This window comes from Variovorax sp. Soil_C_17 (assembly GCF_057657265.1).
Genome location: NZ_JBDGIT010000004.1, coordinates 82,067 through 98,883 on the forward strand (window position 1 = coordinate 82,067; position 16,817 = coordinate 98,883).

16 protein-coding genes are annotated in these 16,817 nt (G+C 68.8%); 7 read left to right on the plus strand and 9 right to left on the minus strand.

What is annotated here, in order from left to right:
- The first annotated feature begins 20 nt into the window (after positions 1-20).
- The 4 genes from AC3A6Y_RS20435 to AC3A6Y_RS20450 are packed head-to-tail and all read left to right on the plus strand — an operon-like array spanning position 21 to position 4,694.
- Positions 21-1,190 (plus strand): acyl-CoA dehydrogenase family protein, encoded by a 1,170-nt coding sequence (locus AC3A6Y_RS20435; protein WP_487870053.1) that lies wholly within the window; start codon positions 21-23, stop codon positions 1,188-1,190.
- Positions 1,187-2,332 (plus strand): CaiB/BaiF CoA transferase family protein, encoded by a 1,146-nt coding sequence (locus tag AC3A6Y_RS20440; RefSeq protein ID WP_487870054.1) that lies wholly within the window; start codon positions 1,187-1,189, stop codon positions 2,330-2,332. The genes AC3A6Y_RS20435 and AC3A6Y_RS20440 overlap by 4 nt, the downstream gene beginning before the upstream one ends.
- A gap of 7 nt (positions 2,333-2,339) precedes the next feature.
- Entirely contained in the window at positions 2,340-3,542 is a 1,203-nt protein-coding gene (locus AC3A6Y_RS20445; protein WP_487870055.1) for an acyl-CoA dehydrogenase family protein, read from the plus strand.
- A 9-nt stretch (positions 3,543-3,551) separates the two neighbouring features.
- Positions 3,552-4,694 carry an acyl-CoA dehydrogenase family protein gene (locus tag AC3A6Y_RS20450; protein WP_487870056.1) on the plus strand — a complete coding sequence of 381 codons (1,143 nt, stop codon included), beginning with the start codon at positions 3,552-3,554 and terminating at the stop codon, positions 4,692-4,694.
- Here AC3A6Y_RS20450 and AC3A6Y_RS20455 read toward each other — a convergent pair.
- From AC3A6Y_RS20455 to AC3A6Y_RS20480, 6 genes are all read right to left on the minus strand, one after another.
- The gene (locus tag AC3A6Y_RS20455; protein ID WP_487870057.1) at positions 4,691-5,512 is read right to left on the minus strand and encodes an IclR family transcriptional regulator; all 822 of its coding nucleotides are present in this window, start codon (positions 5,510-5,512) and stop codon (positions 4,691-4,693) included. The genes AC3A6Y_RS20450 and AC3A6Y_RS20455 overlap by 4 nt on opposite strands.
- A 101-nt stretch (positions 5,513-5,613) precedes the next feature.
- Positions 5,614-6,516, minus strand: coding sequence for an SDR family NAD(P)-dependent oxidoreductase (locus tag AC3A6Y_RS20460; RefSeq protein ID WP_487870058.1), 903 nt, complete (start codon positions 6,514-6,516; stop codon positions 5,614-5,616).
- A 25-nt stretch (positions 6,517-6,541) separates the two neighbouring features.
- Positions 6,542-7,336: an enoyl-CoA hydratase/isomerase family protein gene (locus AC3A6Y_RS20465; RefSeq protein WP_487870059.1), complete on the minus strand. Its 795-nt coding sequence runs from the start codon at positions 7,334-7,336 to the stop codon at positions 6,542-6,544.
- Positions 7,333-8,466 carry an acyl-CoA dehydrogenase family protein gene (locus tag AC3A6Y_RS20470; RefSeq protein ID WP_487870060.1) on the minus strand — a complete coding sequence of 378 codons (1,134 nt, stop codon included), beginning with the start codon at positions 8,464-8,466 and terminating at the stop codon, positions 7,333-7,335. Before AC3A6Y_RS20470 ends, AC3A6Y_RS20465 begins: the two co-directional genes overlap by 4 nt.
- A 22-nt stretch (positions 8,467-8,488) precedes the next feature.
- Positions 8,489-9,694 carry an acyl-CoA dehydrogenase family protein gene (locus AC3A6Y_RS20475; RefSeq protein ID WP_487870061.1) on the minus strand — a complete coding sequence of 402 codons (1,206 nt, stop codon included), beginning with the start codon at positions 9,692-9,694 and terminating at the stop codon, positions 8,489-8,491.
- A 45-nt stretch (positions 9,695-9,739) separates the two neighbouring features.
- A complete protein-coding gene (locus AC3A6Y_RS20480) occupies positions 9,740-11,641 on the minus strand; it encodes a feruloyl-CoA synthase (protein ID WP_487870062.1) in 1,902 nt (633 codons plus the stop codon).
- A 96-nt stretch (positions 11,642-11,737) separates the two neighbouring features.
- Between AC3A6Y_RS20480 and AC3A6Y_RS20485 the strand changes: the two genes are divergently transcribed.
- Together AC3A6Y_RS20485 and AC3A6Y_RS20490 are read left to right on the plus strand one after the other, a co-directional pair.
- On the plus strand, positions 11,738-12,541 hold the full coding sequence (locus AC3A6Y_RS20485) for an enoyl-CoA hydratase/isomerase family protein (RefSeq protein ID WP_487870063.1): 804 nt from the start codon (positions 11,738-11,740) through the stop codon (positions 12,539-12,541).
- Entirely contained in the window at positions 12,538-12,966 is a 429-nt protein-coding gene (locus AC3A6Y_RS20490) for a PaaI family thioesterase (RefSeq protein WP_487870064.1), read from the plus strand. Before AC3A6Y_RS20485 ends, AC3A6Y_RS20490 begins: the two co-directional genes overlap by 4 nt.
- Positions 12,967-13,011: 45 nt before the next feature.
- Here AC3A6Y_RS20490 and AC3A6Y_RS20495 read toward each other — a convergent pair whose 3' ends face one another.
- Entirely contained in the window at positions 13,012-13,452 is a 441-nt protein-coding gene (locus AC3A6Y_RS20495) for a carboxymuconolactone decarboxylase family protein (RefSeq protein ID WP_487870065.1), read from the minus strand.
- A 277-nt stretch (positions 13,453-13,729) separates the two neighbouring features.
- Between AC3A6Y_RS20495 and AC3A6Y_RS20500 the strand changes: the two genes are divergently transcribed.
- Positions 13,730-14,644: a crotonase/enoyl-CoA hydratase family protein gene (locus AC3A6Y_RS20500; RefSeq protein ID WP_487870066.1), complete on the plus strand. Its 915-nt coding sequence runs from the start codon at positions 13,730-13,732 to the stop codon at positions 14,642-14,644.
- Between the two features lie 132 nt (positions 14,645-14,776).
- Here AC3A6Y_RS20500 and AC3A6Y_RS20505 read toward each other — a convergent pair whose 3' ends face one another.
- Positions 14,777-15,646: a MaoC/PaaZ C-terminal domain-containing protein gene (locus tag AC3A6Y_RS20505; RefSeq protein ID WP_487870067.1), complete on the minus strand. Its 870-nt coding sequence runs from the start codon at positions 15,644-15,646 to the stop codon at positions 14,777-14,779.
- Positions 15,647-15,660: 14 nt separating this feature from the next.
- Complete coding sequence (locus AC3A6Y_RS20510) at positions 15,661-16,815, minus strand: thiolase (RefSeq protein ID WP_487870068.1); 1,155 nt, start codon at positions 16,813-16,815, stop codon at positions 15,661-15,663.
- Positions 16,816-16,817: the final 2 nt, after the last annotated feature.

Consider the following 16,817-nt stretch of genomic DNA (forward strand, 5'->3'; position numbering starts at 1 on the left):
TTCATATATTAGACCCAAACGTGTCCTCTCCGAGCTACGAACTGAGCGATGAGCAGAAGGCCATCCAGGATCTGATCCGGCGCGTGGCGCGCGACAAGGTGGCGCCGCGCGCCGACGAGATCGACCGCACGGCCGAGTACCCGCACGACATGTTCGAGTTGCTCAAGGGCCTGGGCCTGTTTGCGCTGCCCTTCCCCGCCGAATACGGCGGCACGGGCAGCACGCTGTCGGCCTGCGTCGCGGTCGAGGAGTTCGGGCGCGTCTGCTACAACACCGGCTACCTGCTGGTCGTGCAGTGGACACCCTTCGGCGCCATCCTGGCCGGCGGCACCGAGGCGCAGAAGGAGCGCCTGCTGCCGGGCCTGGCGAGCGGCGAGCTGCGCGGCGCCTTGTCGCTGACCGAGCCGCAGAGCGGTTCCGACGTCTCCGGCATCAAGACCACCGCGCGCCGCACGGCCGGCGGCTACGTGCTCAACGGCGCGAAGATCTGGTGCACCAACGCCGACATTGCCGACTTCATCCTCGTCGCCGCGAAGACACAGGACGAAGCCGGCCAGCCGCTCGGCATCAACCTGTTCGTCGTCGATCGCGGCACGCCCGGCCTGACGGTGGGCCGCAAGGAAGACAAGATGGGTGCTCGCGGCGTGCCCTCGTGCCCGCTGTTTTTTGACGAGGCGAAGCTCTCGCTGGAAAGCCGCCTCGGACCCGAGGGTGGCGAAGGCTTCAAGGTCGCCATGGAGGCGCTCAACACCAGCCGGCCGATCGTCGCGGCGCGTGCCATCGGCATCGCGCAGGGCGCAATCGACCACGCCGTCGCGTACATCCGGGAGCGCCGCGCCTTCGGCCAGTCGATCAGCGACTTCCAGGGCGTGCGCTGGATGCTTGCCGACATGGTGATGCAGACCGAAGCGGCGCGCCAATTGGTCTATCGCACGGCCGCCATGGTCGACGCCGGCGTGACGGGCCGGGCGCTGGCGCCGATGGCGGCGATGGCCAAATGCGTCGCCTCCGACGTGGCGATGAAAGTCGCCACCGATGCGGTGCAGCTCTTCGGCGCCGCCGGTGTGTCGGCCGAGTACCCGATCAACCGCTACTTCCGCGATGCCAAGGTGGTGCAGATCATCGAGGGCACGAACCAGATCCAGCGCAACATCATCGCCAACAGCATTCTCGGGAAGGCCGGCCCATGACGGGACCGCTGGCCGATCTGAAGATCGTCGAGCTGGCCGGTATCGGCCCGGGGCCGATGTGCGCGATGCTGCTCGCCGACCTGGGCGCGACCGTGATCCGCGTGGACCGCAAGCAGCCCGTCAAGCTCGGCATTGAGCGGCCGCTGAAGTTCAACACGCTGCTGCGCAACCGCGGTGTGGTCGCGCTCGACCTGAAGGAAGCGGCCGCGGTGGAAGCGGTGCTCGGGCTGGTCGAGCAGGCCGATGCGCTGATCGAGGGTTTCCGCCCCGGGGTCACCGAACGCCTGGGCCTGGGGCCCGATGTCTGCCTCGCGCGCAATCCGCGCCTGGTCTACGGGCGCCTGACCGGATGGGGCCAGAGCGGCCCCCTGGCGCAGGTGGCCGGGCACGACATCAACTATCTCGCCATCACCGGCATCCTGGAGGCGATCGGACGCGAAGGCCAGCCGCCATCGATCCCGCTGAACCTGCTCGGCGACTATGCGGGCGGATCGCTGTACATGGCGGTTGGCCTGCTCGCCGCGACCCTCGAGGCGCGCCGCACCGGCCAGGGCCAGGTGGTCGACGCGGCGGTCGTCGACGGCGCCTTGCACCTGGCGACGACCTTCCACGGCATGGTCGCCGGCGGCATCTGGCACGAAGCCCGCGGCGGCAACCTGACGGACAGCGGCTCGCATTTCTACGACTGCTACGAGTGCGCCGACGGCCGCTGGATCGCCGTCGGGCCGATCGAGGAGAAGTTCTTCGCCGAACTGCTCGCCCGGCTGGAGATCGACGCCGACGCGCTCGGCCCGCAGATGTCGCGCGAGCACTGGAAGCCGGCCAAGGCGCTGCTCGCCGCCACCTTCAGGACGCGCACGCGCGACGACTGGGCGGCGCGCCTGGAGCAGACCGACGCCTGCGTCTCGCCGGTGCTGAGCTTTGCCGAGGCCGCGCGGCACCCGCACCTGAAGGCGCGCGGCAGCCTGGTCGAGATCGACGGCATCGTCCAATCCGCACCGGCGCCGCGCTTCTCTCACAGCACGCCCGCCACCCCGACGCCGCCGCAGCCGGTCACGCCCGAGAACACCGACCAAACCTTGTCGGCCTGGTTGTCCCCGGACAAGATCGCGGCACTGCGGCGCGACGGCGTCATCGACTAGACACACCATGGACCTGCGCTACACCGACGAAGAACTGGCCTTCCGCGACGAGGTGCGCGCCTTCTTCGCGACGGCATTGCCGCCCGAGCTGCGCCGCAAGTGCGAGCTCGGCCAGCGCATCGGCAAGGACGAGATGAAGCGCTGGGTGCGCATCCTGCACGAGCGCGGCTGGGCCACGCCCTCGTGGGCGCCCGAATGGGGCGGCACCGGCTGGGACCCGGTCAGGCAATACATCTTCAAGGAAGAGCTCGCCCTGGCCCCGGCGCCGGAGCCGATCTCGTTCAACATGAACATGATCGGGCCGACGCTGATCGCCTTCGGCACCGACGAGCAGAAGCGCCATTTCCTGCCCCGCATCGCGCGCATGGAGGATTGGTTCTGCCAGGGCTTCTCGGAGCCGGGTGCCGGTTCGGACCTGGCGGCGCTGCGCACCAGCGCCGTACTCGATGGCGACCACTACGTCGTCAATGGCCAGAAGCTGTGGACCTCGACCGCGCACCATGCGGACTGGTGTTTCCTGCTCGTGCGCACCGATCCGGCAGCCAAGAAGCAGCAGGGCATCAGCTACCTGCTGATGGACATGCGCTCGCCCGGCGTCTCGGTGCGGCCGATCGTGACGATCGACGGACACCACGAGACCAACGAGATGTTCCTCGACAACGTGCGCATCCCGGTGGCGATGCGCGTGGGCGACGAGAACAAGGGCTGGGACTATGCAAAGTACCTGCTGGGCCATGAGCGCAGCGGCATCGCGCGCGTGGGCGTCTCCAAGTTCCGGGTGCGCCGCGCCAGACAGCTCGCCGCAAAGGTGATGCAAGGCGGCCGGCCGCTGATCGAGGACGCACGCTTGCGGGAGCGCATCGCCGAGCTCGAGATCGAATTGAAGGCCCTTGAAATCACCCAGATGCGGCTGATCTCCGAAACAGCCAAGCACTCCAACGGCAAGCCTGACCCCAAGTCCTCGATCCTGAAGATGAAGGGCTCGCAGCTGCAGCAGGCGGCGGCCGAGCTGCTGCTGGAGGTAGCCGGTCTGCACGCACTGGAGTTCGATTCGGGCTTCCTCGCCGGCCGGCCGGACGCCCATGACGATGCCGACGATTGGGCGCTGACGATCGCCCCCAACCACTACTGGGCGCGGCACGTGTCGATCGTCGGTGGCTCGAACGAGATCCAGCGCAACATCCTCGCCAAGACCGTGCTCGGACTCTGACCCCCCACCATGGACTTCGACCTCACCGACGAGCAGCGCATGCTGCAGGACAGCCTGCAGCGGCTTCTGGCCGAGCGCTGCGGCTTCGAACAACGCCTGGCCAGCCGCGACGAGCCCGGCGGCTACAGCCGCGCGCTGTGGTCGCGCCATGCCGAGATGGGACTGCTCGGCCTGCCCTTCGCCGAGGGCGACGGCGGCCTTGGCGGCGGCCCCGTCGAGACGCTGATCGTGATGCAGGCCTTCGGCCGTGCACTCGCACTCGAGCCCTACTTGCCAGCGGTGGTGCTGTCCGGCGCCCTGCTGCGCCTGGCCGCCTCGCCGGCGCAGCGCGATGCGCAGGTGGGCGCGATCATCGCCGGGGAGCGCACGCTGGCCTTTGCCTACGCCGAATCGCAATCGCGTGACGACCTGGCCGACGTCACGACGCGTGCCGAGCGCGACGGCGCGGGCTGGCGGCTCTCGGGCAGGAAGCGCTTCGTGCTCGCCGGCGACAGCGCAGACCTGCTGATCGTCTCGGCCCGCACGCACGGCGATGCGCGCGACCGCGATGGCGTGTCGCTGTTTCTCCTCGACCCGGGCGCGGGCGGCGTCACGCGCCGTGGTTACCGCACGCAGGACCACCAGCGCGCCGCCGACTTCCGCTTCGATGCGGTGCAACTGGAGCCAGACGCCTTGCTCGGCCCCGAAGGCGCCGCGCTGCCGCTGATCGAAGGCGCCGTCGACACTGCCACGGCGGCGCTGTGCGCCGAAGCGGTCGGCGCGATGGAGCGCCTGCTCGAGATCACCGTCGAGTACCTGACCATGCGCAAGCAGTTCGGCGTCGCGATCGGCAGCTTTCAGGCGCTGCAGCACCGGGCGGTGGACATGCTCGTCGCCGTCGAGCAGGCGCGCAGCATGGCCTTCTACGCAGCGATGATGTGCAGCGAACCCGACGCCGCCGAGCGCAGCCGCGCGATTTCCGCCGCCAAGGTGCAGATCAACAAGAGCGCGCGCTTCGTCGGACAGCAGGCGATCCAGCTGCACGGCGGCATCGGCATGACCGAGGAGTGCCAGGCGGGGCACTACTTCCGGCGGCTGTCGGTGATCGAGATGCTGTTCGGCGACACCGCGCACCACCTTCGGCGGGTGGCGGCGGGCGGCGGTTTGGTCTAGGCGGCGCGCGCCTCGATGCCGGCCACCACGCCGGAAGCCTTCGCAGCGACTTCCTTGACGACGGCCTTCAGCTGGTCGAGCTCGTTGCGGAAGCGATCCGACGGGCCCGCGATGTTGAGCGATGCGACGCAGTTGCCGTCGCCGTCGAACACCGGCGCAGCCACGGCCGCCAGGCCGACCATGTAGTTGTCGACCGCTACGGACACGCCCTCGGCACGAATCCTGTCGAGCTCGCGGGAGAGCGATGCGCGGGTCACCGGAATCGCCGTCCTGACCTTGAACTGCACCGACGACAGGTAGGCCTCGCGCCAGCGCTTCTCGGTGTAGGCGAGCAGCAGCCGGCCGGCGGAACTGGCATAGAGCGGCCGCGTGGTGCCCACCGGGATCTGGTAGCGCACCGGGTGCGGGCTGTCGATGATCTCGACGTAGGTCAGCACCTCGGCGTCGCGGTTGAGCACCCCCAGGAGCACCGTTTCGCCGGTGCGCTGGCAGAGCTCCTCCATGAACGGCCGGATCATCCTGGGGAAGTTCCAGGCCGACATCACGCTCGCGGCGAGCCGGAAGATCGAGGGCCCCAGCCGGTACTGGCCGGCGCTGTGGATCAGGTAGCCCTCTGCAACGAGCGGGCGCAGCAGGTTCAGCAGGCTGCTTTTGGGGGACTCGAGCGTGACATTGAGCTCAGCCAGCGACATGCCGTCCGGCGCCATCGACAGCACGTCGAACAGGCCGAGCAGGCGCGTGAGCGAGCGTGGCCCGGTGACGTCGCGCTCTGCGGGAAGGCCGTGGTTGTTGTCTTCGACGATTTTCTTGGTGACCATTGCATCCCCATGCGGGCCGGAAGGGCCGCTCAGTTCGGTCGGGCCCGTCAGGCTCGCAATGCTACCCGAGCCCGGCAGCATTGCATGCCCCCGGGCCTTCTTCACACCGGATCCCAGGGCGTCAGCTTCATCGAGGGCACGTTGTCGAAGAAGCTGGCCTCGAAGGCCGGCATCGCTTCGTCGGCGATCATCTCGGGCGTCCAGCCATCGCCGCGGTGCATCGAGCGCATCATGCGGATCTGGCTGAAGAAATAGATCTCGTTGGCGCGCACGCCGAAGATCTGACCCGACACCTTGTCGGCGCGGTCGCTGGCCAGGTATACCGCCAGCGGTGCGATCTTGGCGCTTTCCATCTTCTTGAGCTTCTCGACACGTGCCTTCTCTTCCGGCGTGCCGGCGGGAATGCCGGCCGTCATCGCCGTCCAGGCCCAGGGCGCGATGCAGTTGGAACGCACCTTGAAGCGGGCCATGTCGAGCGCGATCGACTTCGACAGCCCCACGATGCCCATCTTGGCCGCCGAGTAGTTGCCCTGGCCGAGGTTGCCGATGAGCCCCGAGGTCGAGGTCATGTGCACGTAGCTGCCGCTCTCCTGGCTCTTGAAATGCGGCGCCACGGCGCGCGTCATGTAGAAGGAGCCGTTCAGGTGCACGTCGACGACGGCCTGCCACTCCTCGCGGCTCATGTTGAAGATGAAGCGGTCGCGCACGATGCCTGCGTTGTTGACGATGCAGTCGATGCGGCCGAAGCTGTCGAGCGCGGCCTGCACGATCTTGTGCGCCGAATCCCATTCGGCCACGCTCTCCACCGCGGCTACCGCCTGCCCGCCCGCCTCCCTGATCTCGGCGACCACCGATTCGGCCAGCGACTGGCCGGTCTCCTTGTCGCGCGCGAGGTCGTTGACCACCACCTTCGCGCCGTTCGCGGCGAACGCTTTCGCGAAGTCGCGTCCAATGCCGGCACCGGCGCCCGTCACGACCACGACCTTGTCTTGAACCATCCCCATCCGATTGCTCCTTGCGTGTTGGTGTTCAGTCGCCGCTGAAATCGGGCGTGCGCTTGGCGCGAAAGGCCGCGACGGCCTCGGCATGGTCGCGCGTCTGGTTCGACAGCAGCTCGTAGGCCATCCCGGCGTCCATCACCGAGGCGGCGATCTGCTTGAGCCCGACGTTGATCGTGGCCTTGGTCCACTGGATCGCGCGGCGCGCGCCGCCGGCCATGCGCTGGGCCCAGGCGTCGACGGCGGCATCGAGCTCCTCGGCCGGCAGGGCGAAGTTGACCAGGCCGATCGCAGCCGCCTCCGCGCCGGTGATCGCATCGCCGGTCAACAGATACTGCTTGGCGCGCGCATAGCCGATGAGCTGCGGCCAGATGACCGCGCCACCATCGCCGGCGACGAAGCCGACCTTGACGTGCGGATCGGCGATCTTCGCGTGGTTCGCCGCAAAGATGACGTCGCAGAACAGGGCCAGCGTCGCGCCCAGCCCCATGGCCGCGCCGTTCACCTTGGCGATCACCGGCTGCGGCACGTCGAGCAGGCCCATCACCAGGCGCTTGGCCATCGTCGCATCCGGCACCATCAGCGACGGGTGCTCGACCAGGCGCTGCATTTGCTCGACATCGCCGCCTGCGCTGAAGGCCTTGCCGGCGCCGGTCAGCACGACGACATGCGTCGCGTCGTCGCGCGGCAGCTCGCCGATCAGGCGCTCCAGCTCATCGTGCATCGCCGTGTCGAAGGCGTTGAGCGCCTCCGGGCGGTTGAAGCTCACGTGGAGCACGCGTCCGTCGCGTCGCAGCGCGAGGCTGCGGTAGTGGTCGAGATTCATGCTGCGGTCTCCCGTTGTGCCTCGACGAAGCGGCCGAGGTGCCATTCGCCGTCGCCGTACAGCGTCGCGAGCGCCAGCAGCCGCTTGTAGTAGTGGCCGATCGGATACTCGTCGGTCAGCCCGATGCCGCCATGCAGCTGGATGCCCTGCCCGCCGACGAAGCGGGCCGACGATGCCAGCAGCACCTTCGCGGCCGAGACCGCCTGCCGGCGCAGCGCCACTGCGCCGTCCAGGCTGGCGATGCCGCGGTACAGGATCGATCGCGTCTCCTGCACCTCCACGAACATCTCCGAGATGCGGTGCTGCAGCGCCTGGAAGCGGCCGATCGGCTGGCCGAACTGCTGGCGCGTCTTCAGGTATTCGCTGCTCGTCTCCAGCACCGCTTCCATGCAGCCCAGCGCCTCGGCCACCTGCGCGAGCGCGGCGCGGTCGAGTGCCTCCTCGAGTTTCGCGAGCCCGCTGCCGGGTGCCGTGAGCCGCGCGCCGGCGGCCACGTACACCGAGCGCAGCTCCACGTCGGCGGCCAGCGTGCCGTCGATCAGCGGGTAGCCGTGCAGCCTGGCCGCGCCCTTGTCGACCAGGAACAGCGCGAGCCCCTCGCCCGCGACGTGCGCCGAGACGATGAAAAGATCGGCCCCCTGCGCGCCCGGAATCATCAGCTTGGTCCCCTCGATCACGAAGCCTTCGCCCTCCGCGCGCGCGAGGGTCGACGCCGCATCCAGCTCGTAGCGGCCGGCCGGCTCGCTGTGCGCGAGCGCGATCTGCAGCGCCCCGCCGGCAATGGCTTCGAGCAGCTCGCCGCGCCGTTGCGCGGCAAATCCCGGCGCGTCGGCGGTCTCGACCAGCCGGGCCGCCAGCACCGCGCAACCGATATAAGGTTCGAGCGCCAGCGCGCGGCCGAGCTCCTCGGCGATCAGCGCCGTCTCGACGAAGCTGCAGCCCAGGCCCCCGAAGTCTTCCGGGATGCCGAGGCCCAGCCAGCCCATCTCGGCGTACTGCGCCCAGTGCGGCGTCGATGCATCGCGGGCCGCCTGCAGGCGACGCCGCGCCTCGAAGCCGTATTGCTCGCGCACGTAGCGGCTCGCGGCATCGCGCAGCATCTGCTGCTCTTCGCTCAGGTTGAAGTCCATGTCTGCGTTCCTGCCTCGCTGCCTAGAGCCCGAAGGCCAGCTTGGCGATGATGTTCTTCTGGATCTCCTGCGAACCGCCGTAGATCGTCGACGCGCGCGCGATCAGCGCCTGGGCGGTGCGGCCGGGCACCTGGGGCGGCCAGCGCAGCGCCTCGTCGCCGCCGATCGCCTCGCCCTCGTCGTGCCCCCACTGGCGCAGTGCATGCAGGCCCAGCGCTTCGACCTGCAGCTCGGTAACGCGCTGCTGCATCACCGAGCCGCGCAACTTGAGCGCCGACACCACCGCATCGAGATCGTGGCGGTTCTTCTCCTGCGACAGCACGCGAAGCACCGAATATTCGAGCGCGAGCAGGTCGACCTCGATGCGCGCGAGCTTGCGAGCGAACTCCGGGCGATCGATCAGGCGCTGGCCGTTCACGCGCTGGACGGTGGCGATCTCGCTCGCCTTCTCGAGCTCGCGCTTGTTGAAGTAGAGGAAGGCGCTGGCGGTGCGCTCCTTGCCGAGCAGGTACTTGGCATAGGTCCAGCCCATGCCGGGCTCGCCGACCAGGTTCTCGCAGGGCACCCGCACGTTGTCGAGGAACACCTCGTTGAGCCCCAGGCCGCCTTCGATCGATACGATCGGCCGCACCGTCAGGCCGGGCGTGTCCATCCGGATCAGGAGGAAGGAAATGCCGCGCTGCGGCTTCACGTCCGAATCGGTGCGCACCAGGAAGAAGCCCCACTCGGCCATCGAGGCATCGCTGGTCCAGATCTTCTGGCCGTTGACGACGTACTCGTCGCCGAAGCGCTCGGCCCGCGTCTTCAGGCTCGCCAGATCCGAGCCGGCGTTGGGCTCGGAAAAGCCCTGCGTCCAGAACTCCTCGCCGGCCAGCATCGGCGGCAGGAAGCGCTGCTTCTGCGCCTCGGAGGCGAACGCGAGCATCACCGGCGCGACCATGTGCAGCCCCTGCCAGCTGTAGTCGAGCCCGTCGGCGTCGTAGAGCTCCTGCATGAACAGGTGCTTGCGCAGCGGGCTCCAGCCGGTGCCGCCCCACTCAAGCGGCCAGTGCGGGGCGCCCCAGCCACGGCCGTGCATCAGCTTCTGGAACGCCCGCACGTCGTCGCGCGAGGGCGGGTGGGCGCCGATGTAGAAACGGCGAGCCATCGGCGCCGGCAGGTGGTCGCGAAAGAAGGTGCGAACCTCCAGCCTGAAGGCCTCGTCCTCGGGGGAAAACTCGAAGCGCATGGACAGTGTTGTTCCTGGTTGATCAACTATATGAACAATGTTCGCTTAGTTTAACGTCGTCGAAGGGGCTGTCAATGCCTCGCCGGAGGCGCAGAGCACGCGCGCAGGCTGCGGGTTCGCGAACAGCTCGGCGACGGCGGCGGCGCGACGGCGCAGCACCACGACCGGGCTGAGGGTGCCCTTGGCGGTCATCTCTCCGCTGTCCAGCGTGGCCGTCTCGGTCTCGACGACGATGCGCACCACACGGTTCGAGCTGCCGGTGGCGCCGGCGGCCAGCGCATCCAGCCGCTGCTGAAAGGCGGCCTGCACGCGCGGGCTGGCGACGACCTCGCTCGCGGGCGCACCGGCTGCGAGCGCCGGGTCGAACGCACGGCAGGCCGCAAGATCGGGGAAAACCAGCGCGCCGACATGGTTCTCGCCGCTGCCGGCGACCACGAGGTCCAGCACCAGCGGCGAGAACGCCGCCAGCGCCGTGCTGCGCAGCGGCCCCGCATGGACCCAGGTGCCGCTGGAGAGCTTGAAGTTCTCGGCGATTCGGCCGTCGAATCGCAGCCCCTGCTCCGGATGCGCGGGGTCGACGAAGCTCGCCGCGTCGCCGAGGCAGAAGTAGCCTTCGTCGTCGAAGGCGGCAGTGCTGCGCTCGGGATCGTTCCAGTAGCCGGGCGTCACGCAATCGCCCCGCACGCGCAGCTCGAGCTTGTCGTTCACCGGCGCCAGCTTCAGCTCGACGCCGGCCACCGGCAGCCCGACGATCGCCTCGCGGCGCGGGTCCCGGCTCGTCGTCAGCGGCACCGGGCCGCATTCGGTGGAGCCGATGCCCGAGACGATCAGCACCCGCTCGCCGCAGTGCTTCAGCGCCACCTCGTCGAGGCCGGCCCAGGTGTGCGTGGGCAGCACGGCGCCGCCGTAGTAAAGCAGTTGCAGGCGGGCGTAAAAGCGCTCGCGCAGCAGTGCGTCGTCGCGCAGGTGCGGCAGCAGCGCGGCCAGGCCGCCCGGCGTGTTGTAGTAGATCGTCGGCGACACCTCGCGCAGCGCGTCGACGCTGGGCTGCACCGCCTCCGCCATCGGCTTGCCGGGGTCCAGGTAGTAGGAGCCGCCGCAGTACAGCGCGATGCCGAGGTTGTTGGTGCCGCCGAAGGTGTGGTGCCATGGCAGCCAGTCGACCAGCACCGGCGGGGCGTCGAGCAGGAAGGGCATTGCCTGCACGACCTGCTGGCGGTTGCTGCAGAGCATGCGGTGCGTCAGCATCACGCCCTTGGGCTCGCCGGTGGTGCCCGAGGTGAACAACACCTTGGCCACCTGCTCGGGCCGGATGGCGTCGTAGGCCGTGTCGACCGCGTTGCCCGGCGCGGCGCCCTGCAGCACAGAGAACGGTGTGGCACCGTGGCCGGCATCGCCGGCCACGAACTCCGCCTCCGGGAAGGCCGCGCGCGCGGCGCGCCCATAGGCCGCGGCGCTGGACGCAAAGACCAGGGCCGGGCGCACACGCTCATTCAGGAACTTCAGCTTCGCATGGTCCTGCGACAGCAGCGAGTATGCCGGCGTGACCGGCACGTACGGAACGCCGACGTGCGTGCAGGCCAGCGCCAGCAACTGGTTGTCGAAATCGTTCTCCGACAGGATCATCACCGGCCGACCGGCACCGAGTCCGCGGTCCAGCAGGGACTGGCCGATTGCCCTGACCTTGTGCAAGGTGTCGGCGAAGGTCAGGGTTTCCCAGACCCCGGTCTTTGGCCCGTCCGGCGGGCGGCGGGCGAGGAACACCTGCGCCGGCCGTTCGAGAGCCCACTGGACCAGCCGGTCGGTGTACCGGCGCGGATAGCGCTGCAGCGGCTCGTTGAGGCGCATGCGAACGTTGCCGTCCGCATCGTGCGCGACCTCGCAGGCTGTCGAACCGAGCCGCACCGGCCGGATCGGCGCATCGAACGAGGGATCGCGCTCGGGCATGAAACGTCTCCTGAAACATGGCCGTCGCTGCGGCGTGACTTCATTTAATTGAACATCGTACTAGAATTAGAACGACCGAGACAAGCCCATCGCGCCATGACCGACCTCCTCTACGAACGCTCCGAAGACGGAATTGCCACGCTGACGCTCAACCGTCCCGATGCGCTGAACGCCTTTGATTTCCCGATGTACGAGGCGCTGATCGCGCGGCTCGAGGCGCTGCGGCACGACGCCGGCACGCGCGTGCTGATCGTCACCGGGGCCGGGCGTGCGTTCTGCGCGGGCCACGATCTGCGTTCGCCCGGGCCGGCGCCGTGGGTCGACTCGGCGCTTGGCAAACCCTATGCGGCGAAGCACTCGATCACGCGCATCGCGCAGATCCCGCTGTTGATGCGCCAGTTGCCGCAGCCGGTGATCGCCGCAGTGAACGGTGCGGCCGCGGGCATCGGCTTCGCGTTCGCGCTCGCAGCCGACCTGTGCCTGGCCGGAGCGTCGGCCAAGTTCGTCAACTCGATCCACAACGCCGGCACCGGCCACGAGCTTGGCATGAGCTGGATGCTGCCGCGCGCGGTCGGCACCCAACGCGCCGCCGAGATCCTGCTGACGGCGCGGCCGGTCCTGGCCGACGAGGCCGCGCGCGTCGGCCTGGCCCTGCGCGTCGTACCGGACGAGCACCTGCTGGCTGAGGCGCGCGCGCTCGCAGAGGCGATCTGTGCCAACGTGCCGCTCGGCGTCTGGCTCACCAAGCAATCGTTGTGGCTGAACCAGGGCGTCGCGAGCCTGGAGGCGGCCTGCGAGATCGAGTCGCGCGCGGTATTCCAGGCCCAGGCCACGGAGGACGCGGCGGAGAAGCGCAAGGCCTACTTCGAGAAGCGTGCGCCGCGCTTCGGCAATCGATGAATGCTGCGCTGACCGACATCCCGCCCGGCTTCGAGCTGATGCCGGTCTTCGGCCCCTTCCACGAGCTGGTCGGGCCCTTGTACGCGTCGCGGCGCGACGCCATGCACATCGTCGGCCTGCGGGTCGAGGAGAAGCACCGCAACCGCGGCGCGATGATGCATGGCGGCATGATTTGCATGCTGGCCGACACCGCGATCGTCTGGGCCGCCAAGCATGCGCGGGAGCCGAGACCGAAGATGCTGACGACCCAACTGTGCGTCAACCTGATCGGCAATGCGCCGCCCGGCGCATGGGTGGAAGCGCAGGTCGATGTCGTGCGCGCCGGGCGCCGCGTCGTGTTCGCCAACTGCTATATCTGGAGCCAGGGTCAGCGCATCGCGCAGGCCACCGCGCAGTGCCAGGTCATCGGGGAGGAGGCGTCATAAGACCGACATGACCCGAGTGGCGCGATCGCGCGGCTCGGCGCGCCCCTAGAGCATCCCGCGATCCTTCGCCGTCTGCACGTTGTCCCCGACCAGCCCGCGCTCGCGCAGCACCGCCACCGTCGCTTCCAACGCCTCGGCCACGCAAGGGAAGCCGCAGTACGGAATCGCCTGGATCAGCGCCTCCTGCAGCTCGGTCACGGTCAGGCCGTTGTTCAGCGCCGCGCGGACATGGTTCTTCAGCTCATTGGGCTTGCCCATGCCGACGAGGATGCCGATGGTGACGAGGCTGCGCTCCTTGCGCGCGAGCCCCGGGCGCGACCAGACGGCGCCGAACGCCGATTCGAGCGCGATCGTCGCAGCGTCCGCGGCAAAGCCTCCCGACTTCGCCGCCGAAAGCATGCCGCCGAGAAAGGCCTCCCCGAGCATCTCACGCACGAGATTCACGCCTCGTTGGTAGTTGGGGCTCTTTTCGTCTTCGCTGCTCATCGAATGGGTCTCCGGGTGGTGGAAATCGGTCGCGGCGACGATTCGGGTAAACCCGGTTGGTGGGATGCCCGGGTCATCGCCTACAGTGAACTACGTTCTATTTTACGAACATTGTTCTGCTATATGCAATCCCCCGCCGCTCTTGCGACAGCCCCAGCCACCCCGACCCGGGTGCGCGAACTGGAGTGGCGGTGTCGGCGAAGTGGCGGCGCTCGCCGCCTTCGAAAATGATCGCGGTCGAAGACGAGGCCAAGGCCGCACTGCACGGAGACAAGTCATGAACAAGTGGCTCAAGAGCAGCGAGACGATTCTTTTCAGGATCGAAGAGCGGGTGGCGCGCATCACGCTGAACCGGCCCGACAAGCGCAACGCGCTGTCCGACGCCATGCTGGGCGAGCTCGAGCAGGCTTTGCTCGAGGCCGACGACCGGCGCGATGTGAGCGTGATCGTGATCGACGGCGCCGGGCACGACTTCTGCGCCGGCTACGACTTGACGGGTGCCTACGCCGGCATCGCCCCCGAGGACATGCCCTACGACCCGGCGCTGTACCGCAGCCAGCGCAGCGGCTTCGATGACGATTGCTGGGCGCTCGAACGCACGCTCGAACAGCGCATGCGAATCTTCGACCTGCACAAGCCGGTGGTCGCCAAGATCCACGGCAACTGCCTGGCCGGCGGCACCGACCTCGCCTTCCTGTGCGACCTGGTGCTGGCGGCCGAGGACGCGCGCATCGGTTTTCCGGCGACGCGCGCCAACGGCACACCGCCGACGCAGTTCTGGCTCGCGCACGCCGGCCCGCAATGGGCCAAGCGGCTGATGTTCACCGGCGACTGCCTGAGCGGCCTCGATGCAGCGCGCCTCGGCTTGGTGATGGAAGCCGTGCCGGCCGATCGGCTCGAAGACGAGGTTGCCGAACTTGCGCGCCGCATCGCCCTGACCGATGTCGAACTGCTCGCAGCGCACAAGCGGGTCATCAACCTCGGCATGGAACTGATGCATGTGCGTACGCTGCAACGCCTGACGGCCGAGCTCGATGCACGCGCGCACCTGGCCAGCGGACCGCGGCGCACGCAGTTCAAGGCCGACATGGCGTCGGCCGGGCTGAAAGAGGCGCTTAAGAACCGCGACGAGCCCTATGGCGACAGCGTCGTGCGCCTGAAGGCCCGCGGCCCATCAAGGGAGAAAGACTGAGCCTGGAGGCCACTGCTGTCGTGGGTGCTTGCGTGTTTGGGTGTCTGGGACCACCACAGTGGCGCACCGCAGCGGGCCCGTGCGCGCCTTTGCAGCGCGCTGGAACATGCCGCGCAGGCCCTTCTGTTCGAATCAGCCGAGCTCGACCAAGCCGTTGTTCAGCACCACCGTCTTTCGCGCATCGACGCTGGCGCGCAGCCGCAGCAGCGCCCCACCCTCGCGCCACAGTTCGTAGCGCACGGTCTCGCCCGGCCAGACCGGCGAGGTGAAGCGCAGCGCCAGGCGCTTCAGACGTGCCGCATCGTGGTCGAGCACCTGCTCGATCACCGCGCGCCCTGCCATGCCGTAGGTGCACAGGCCGTGCAGGATCGGCCGATCGAAGCCGGCCTTCGCCGCCACTTCGGGATCGGCATGCAGCGGATTCACGTCGCCGCTCAGGCGGTAGATCAAGGCGGCCTCGGGCCGCGTGGCATAGCTCACCTCGACATCGGCCGCGCGCTCGGGCACGGCAGGCAGCGGCTCGGGGCCAGGATCGCTCTGGCCGCCATCGGCGCTGAAGCCGCCGTCGCCGCGCAGGAAGGTCACGTTGCGGCTCTCCGCCACCGTGTCGCCGCTGGCCGCGTCGACCAGCGTGCGCAGCACCACCGCGACCGCCCCCTTGCCGGCGCCCTTGTCGGTCAGCGAGATCACGCGGTTGCGCGCGGTCACGCAGCCCTTGACCGGCAAGGGCCGCAGCACCCGCACGTCCTGCTCGCCATGAACCAGCTTGACGGCATCGGCACCGGTCTTCGGGTCGCGCCACCAGATGCCGGGCGAGCCCATCACCGCGGCCATGGTCGGGACCGCCTGCAGCTCCTCTTCGTAGACGAAGCGCAGCGCGCCGCGATCCATCGGGTCCTGGCCGAAGCCCAGGCCCAGCGCATACAGCATCGTGTCGCGCTCGGTATAGCGATGAACGCGGTCGGGGAAAGTCCAGTTCTTGCAGATCTCGTAGTCGAGCATTTCGATTCCTATGCCTATAGCGTCTCTTCGCTGCCGAGGATCACGAGTGCCTGGTGCGACAGCTCGCCGCCGTTGCCCTGCGCGATCGCCAGCTTCGCGTCCGGCACCTGCCGCTCGCCGGCGCTGCCCGAGAGCTGGCGGGCCGCCTCGACGATCGTGAACAGGCCATACATGCCCGGGTGCACGCAGGACAGGCCGCCGCCATTGGTGTTCACCGCCAGTTTGCCGCCAGGCGCAATGCGCCCGCCTTCGACAAAGCGGCCGCCTTCGCCCTTCTCGCAGAAACCGAGGTCCTCGAGGAACAGAATCGGGTTGATCGTGAACGCGTCGTACAGCTCGACCACGTCGATGTCCTTGGGGCTCACGCCGGCCTGTGCATAGGCGCGCGGGCCGGCCTCGGCGAGTGCGGTGACGGTGAGGTCGGGCATGCTCGCGATCTCGCGGTGCGTCGTCGCCTGCGCGCCGCCGAGCAGGTACACCGGGCGCCGGCACAGATCCTTCGCACGCTCCGCGCGCGTGAGCACCACCGCGGCCGCGCCGTCGGTGACCAGGCAGCAGTCGCGCACACCGAAGGGGTCGGCAACCAGGCGGGCCTTCAGGTAGTCCTCCATCGTCAGCGGCTCGCGCACGAAAGCTTCGGGGTTCAGCATTGCCCACTGGCGCGCGGCCACGGCGACGGCGCCGAGCTGCTCCTTGGTCGTGCCGTACCGGTGCATGTGGCGCGCGGCGGCGAGCGCATACGACGAGATCGGACGCAGCGGCTTGTACGGCGACTCCCACGGCGAGGGCCGCGACGATTGCAGCAGCTTGCCGGTGCTGCTGCGCTGGTTGCTGCCATAGGCGATCAACGCCACCTCGCACAGGCCGGCATCGAGCGCCAGCGCGGCCAGCATCGCATGCACCTGGAACGAGGAGCCGCCGGTGCGGTTGTTGTCGAGGAACCGCGGATGAACGCCGAGCGTCTCGGCGAAAGTAAGGCCGGACAGCGAGTCGTCCATGACCACGACGAACAGGCCATCGACATCCGATGGCTTCAGTCCGGCCTGGGCCAGCGCGAGCACGCTCGCCCGATGCGCCAGCTCCATCGCGCTGTACCCCGGCGCAGCGCCGCAGCCGAAAGTGGCAGCGCCGACGATCGCGCTGCGGCCGCGGGGAAAGTGTTCCTGCATCG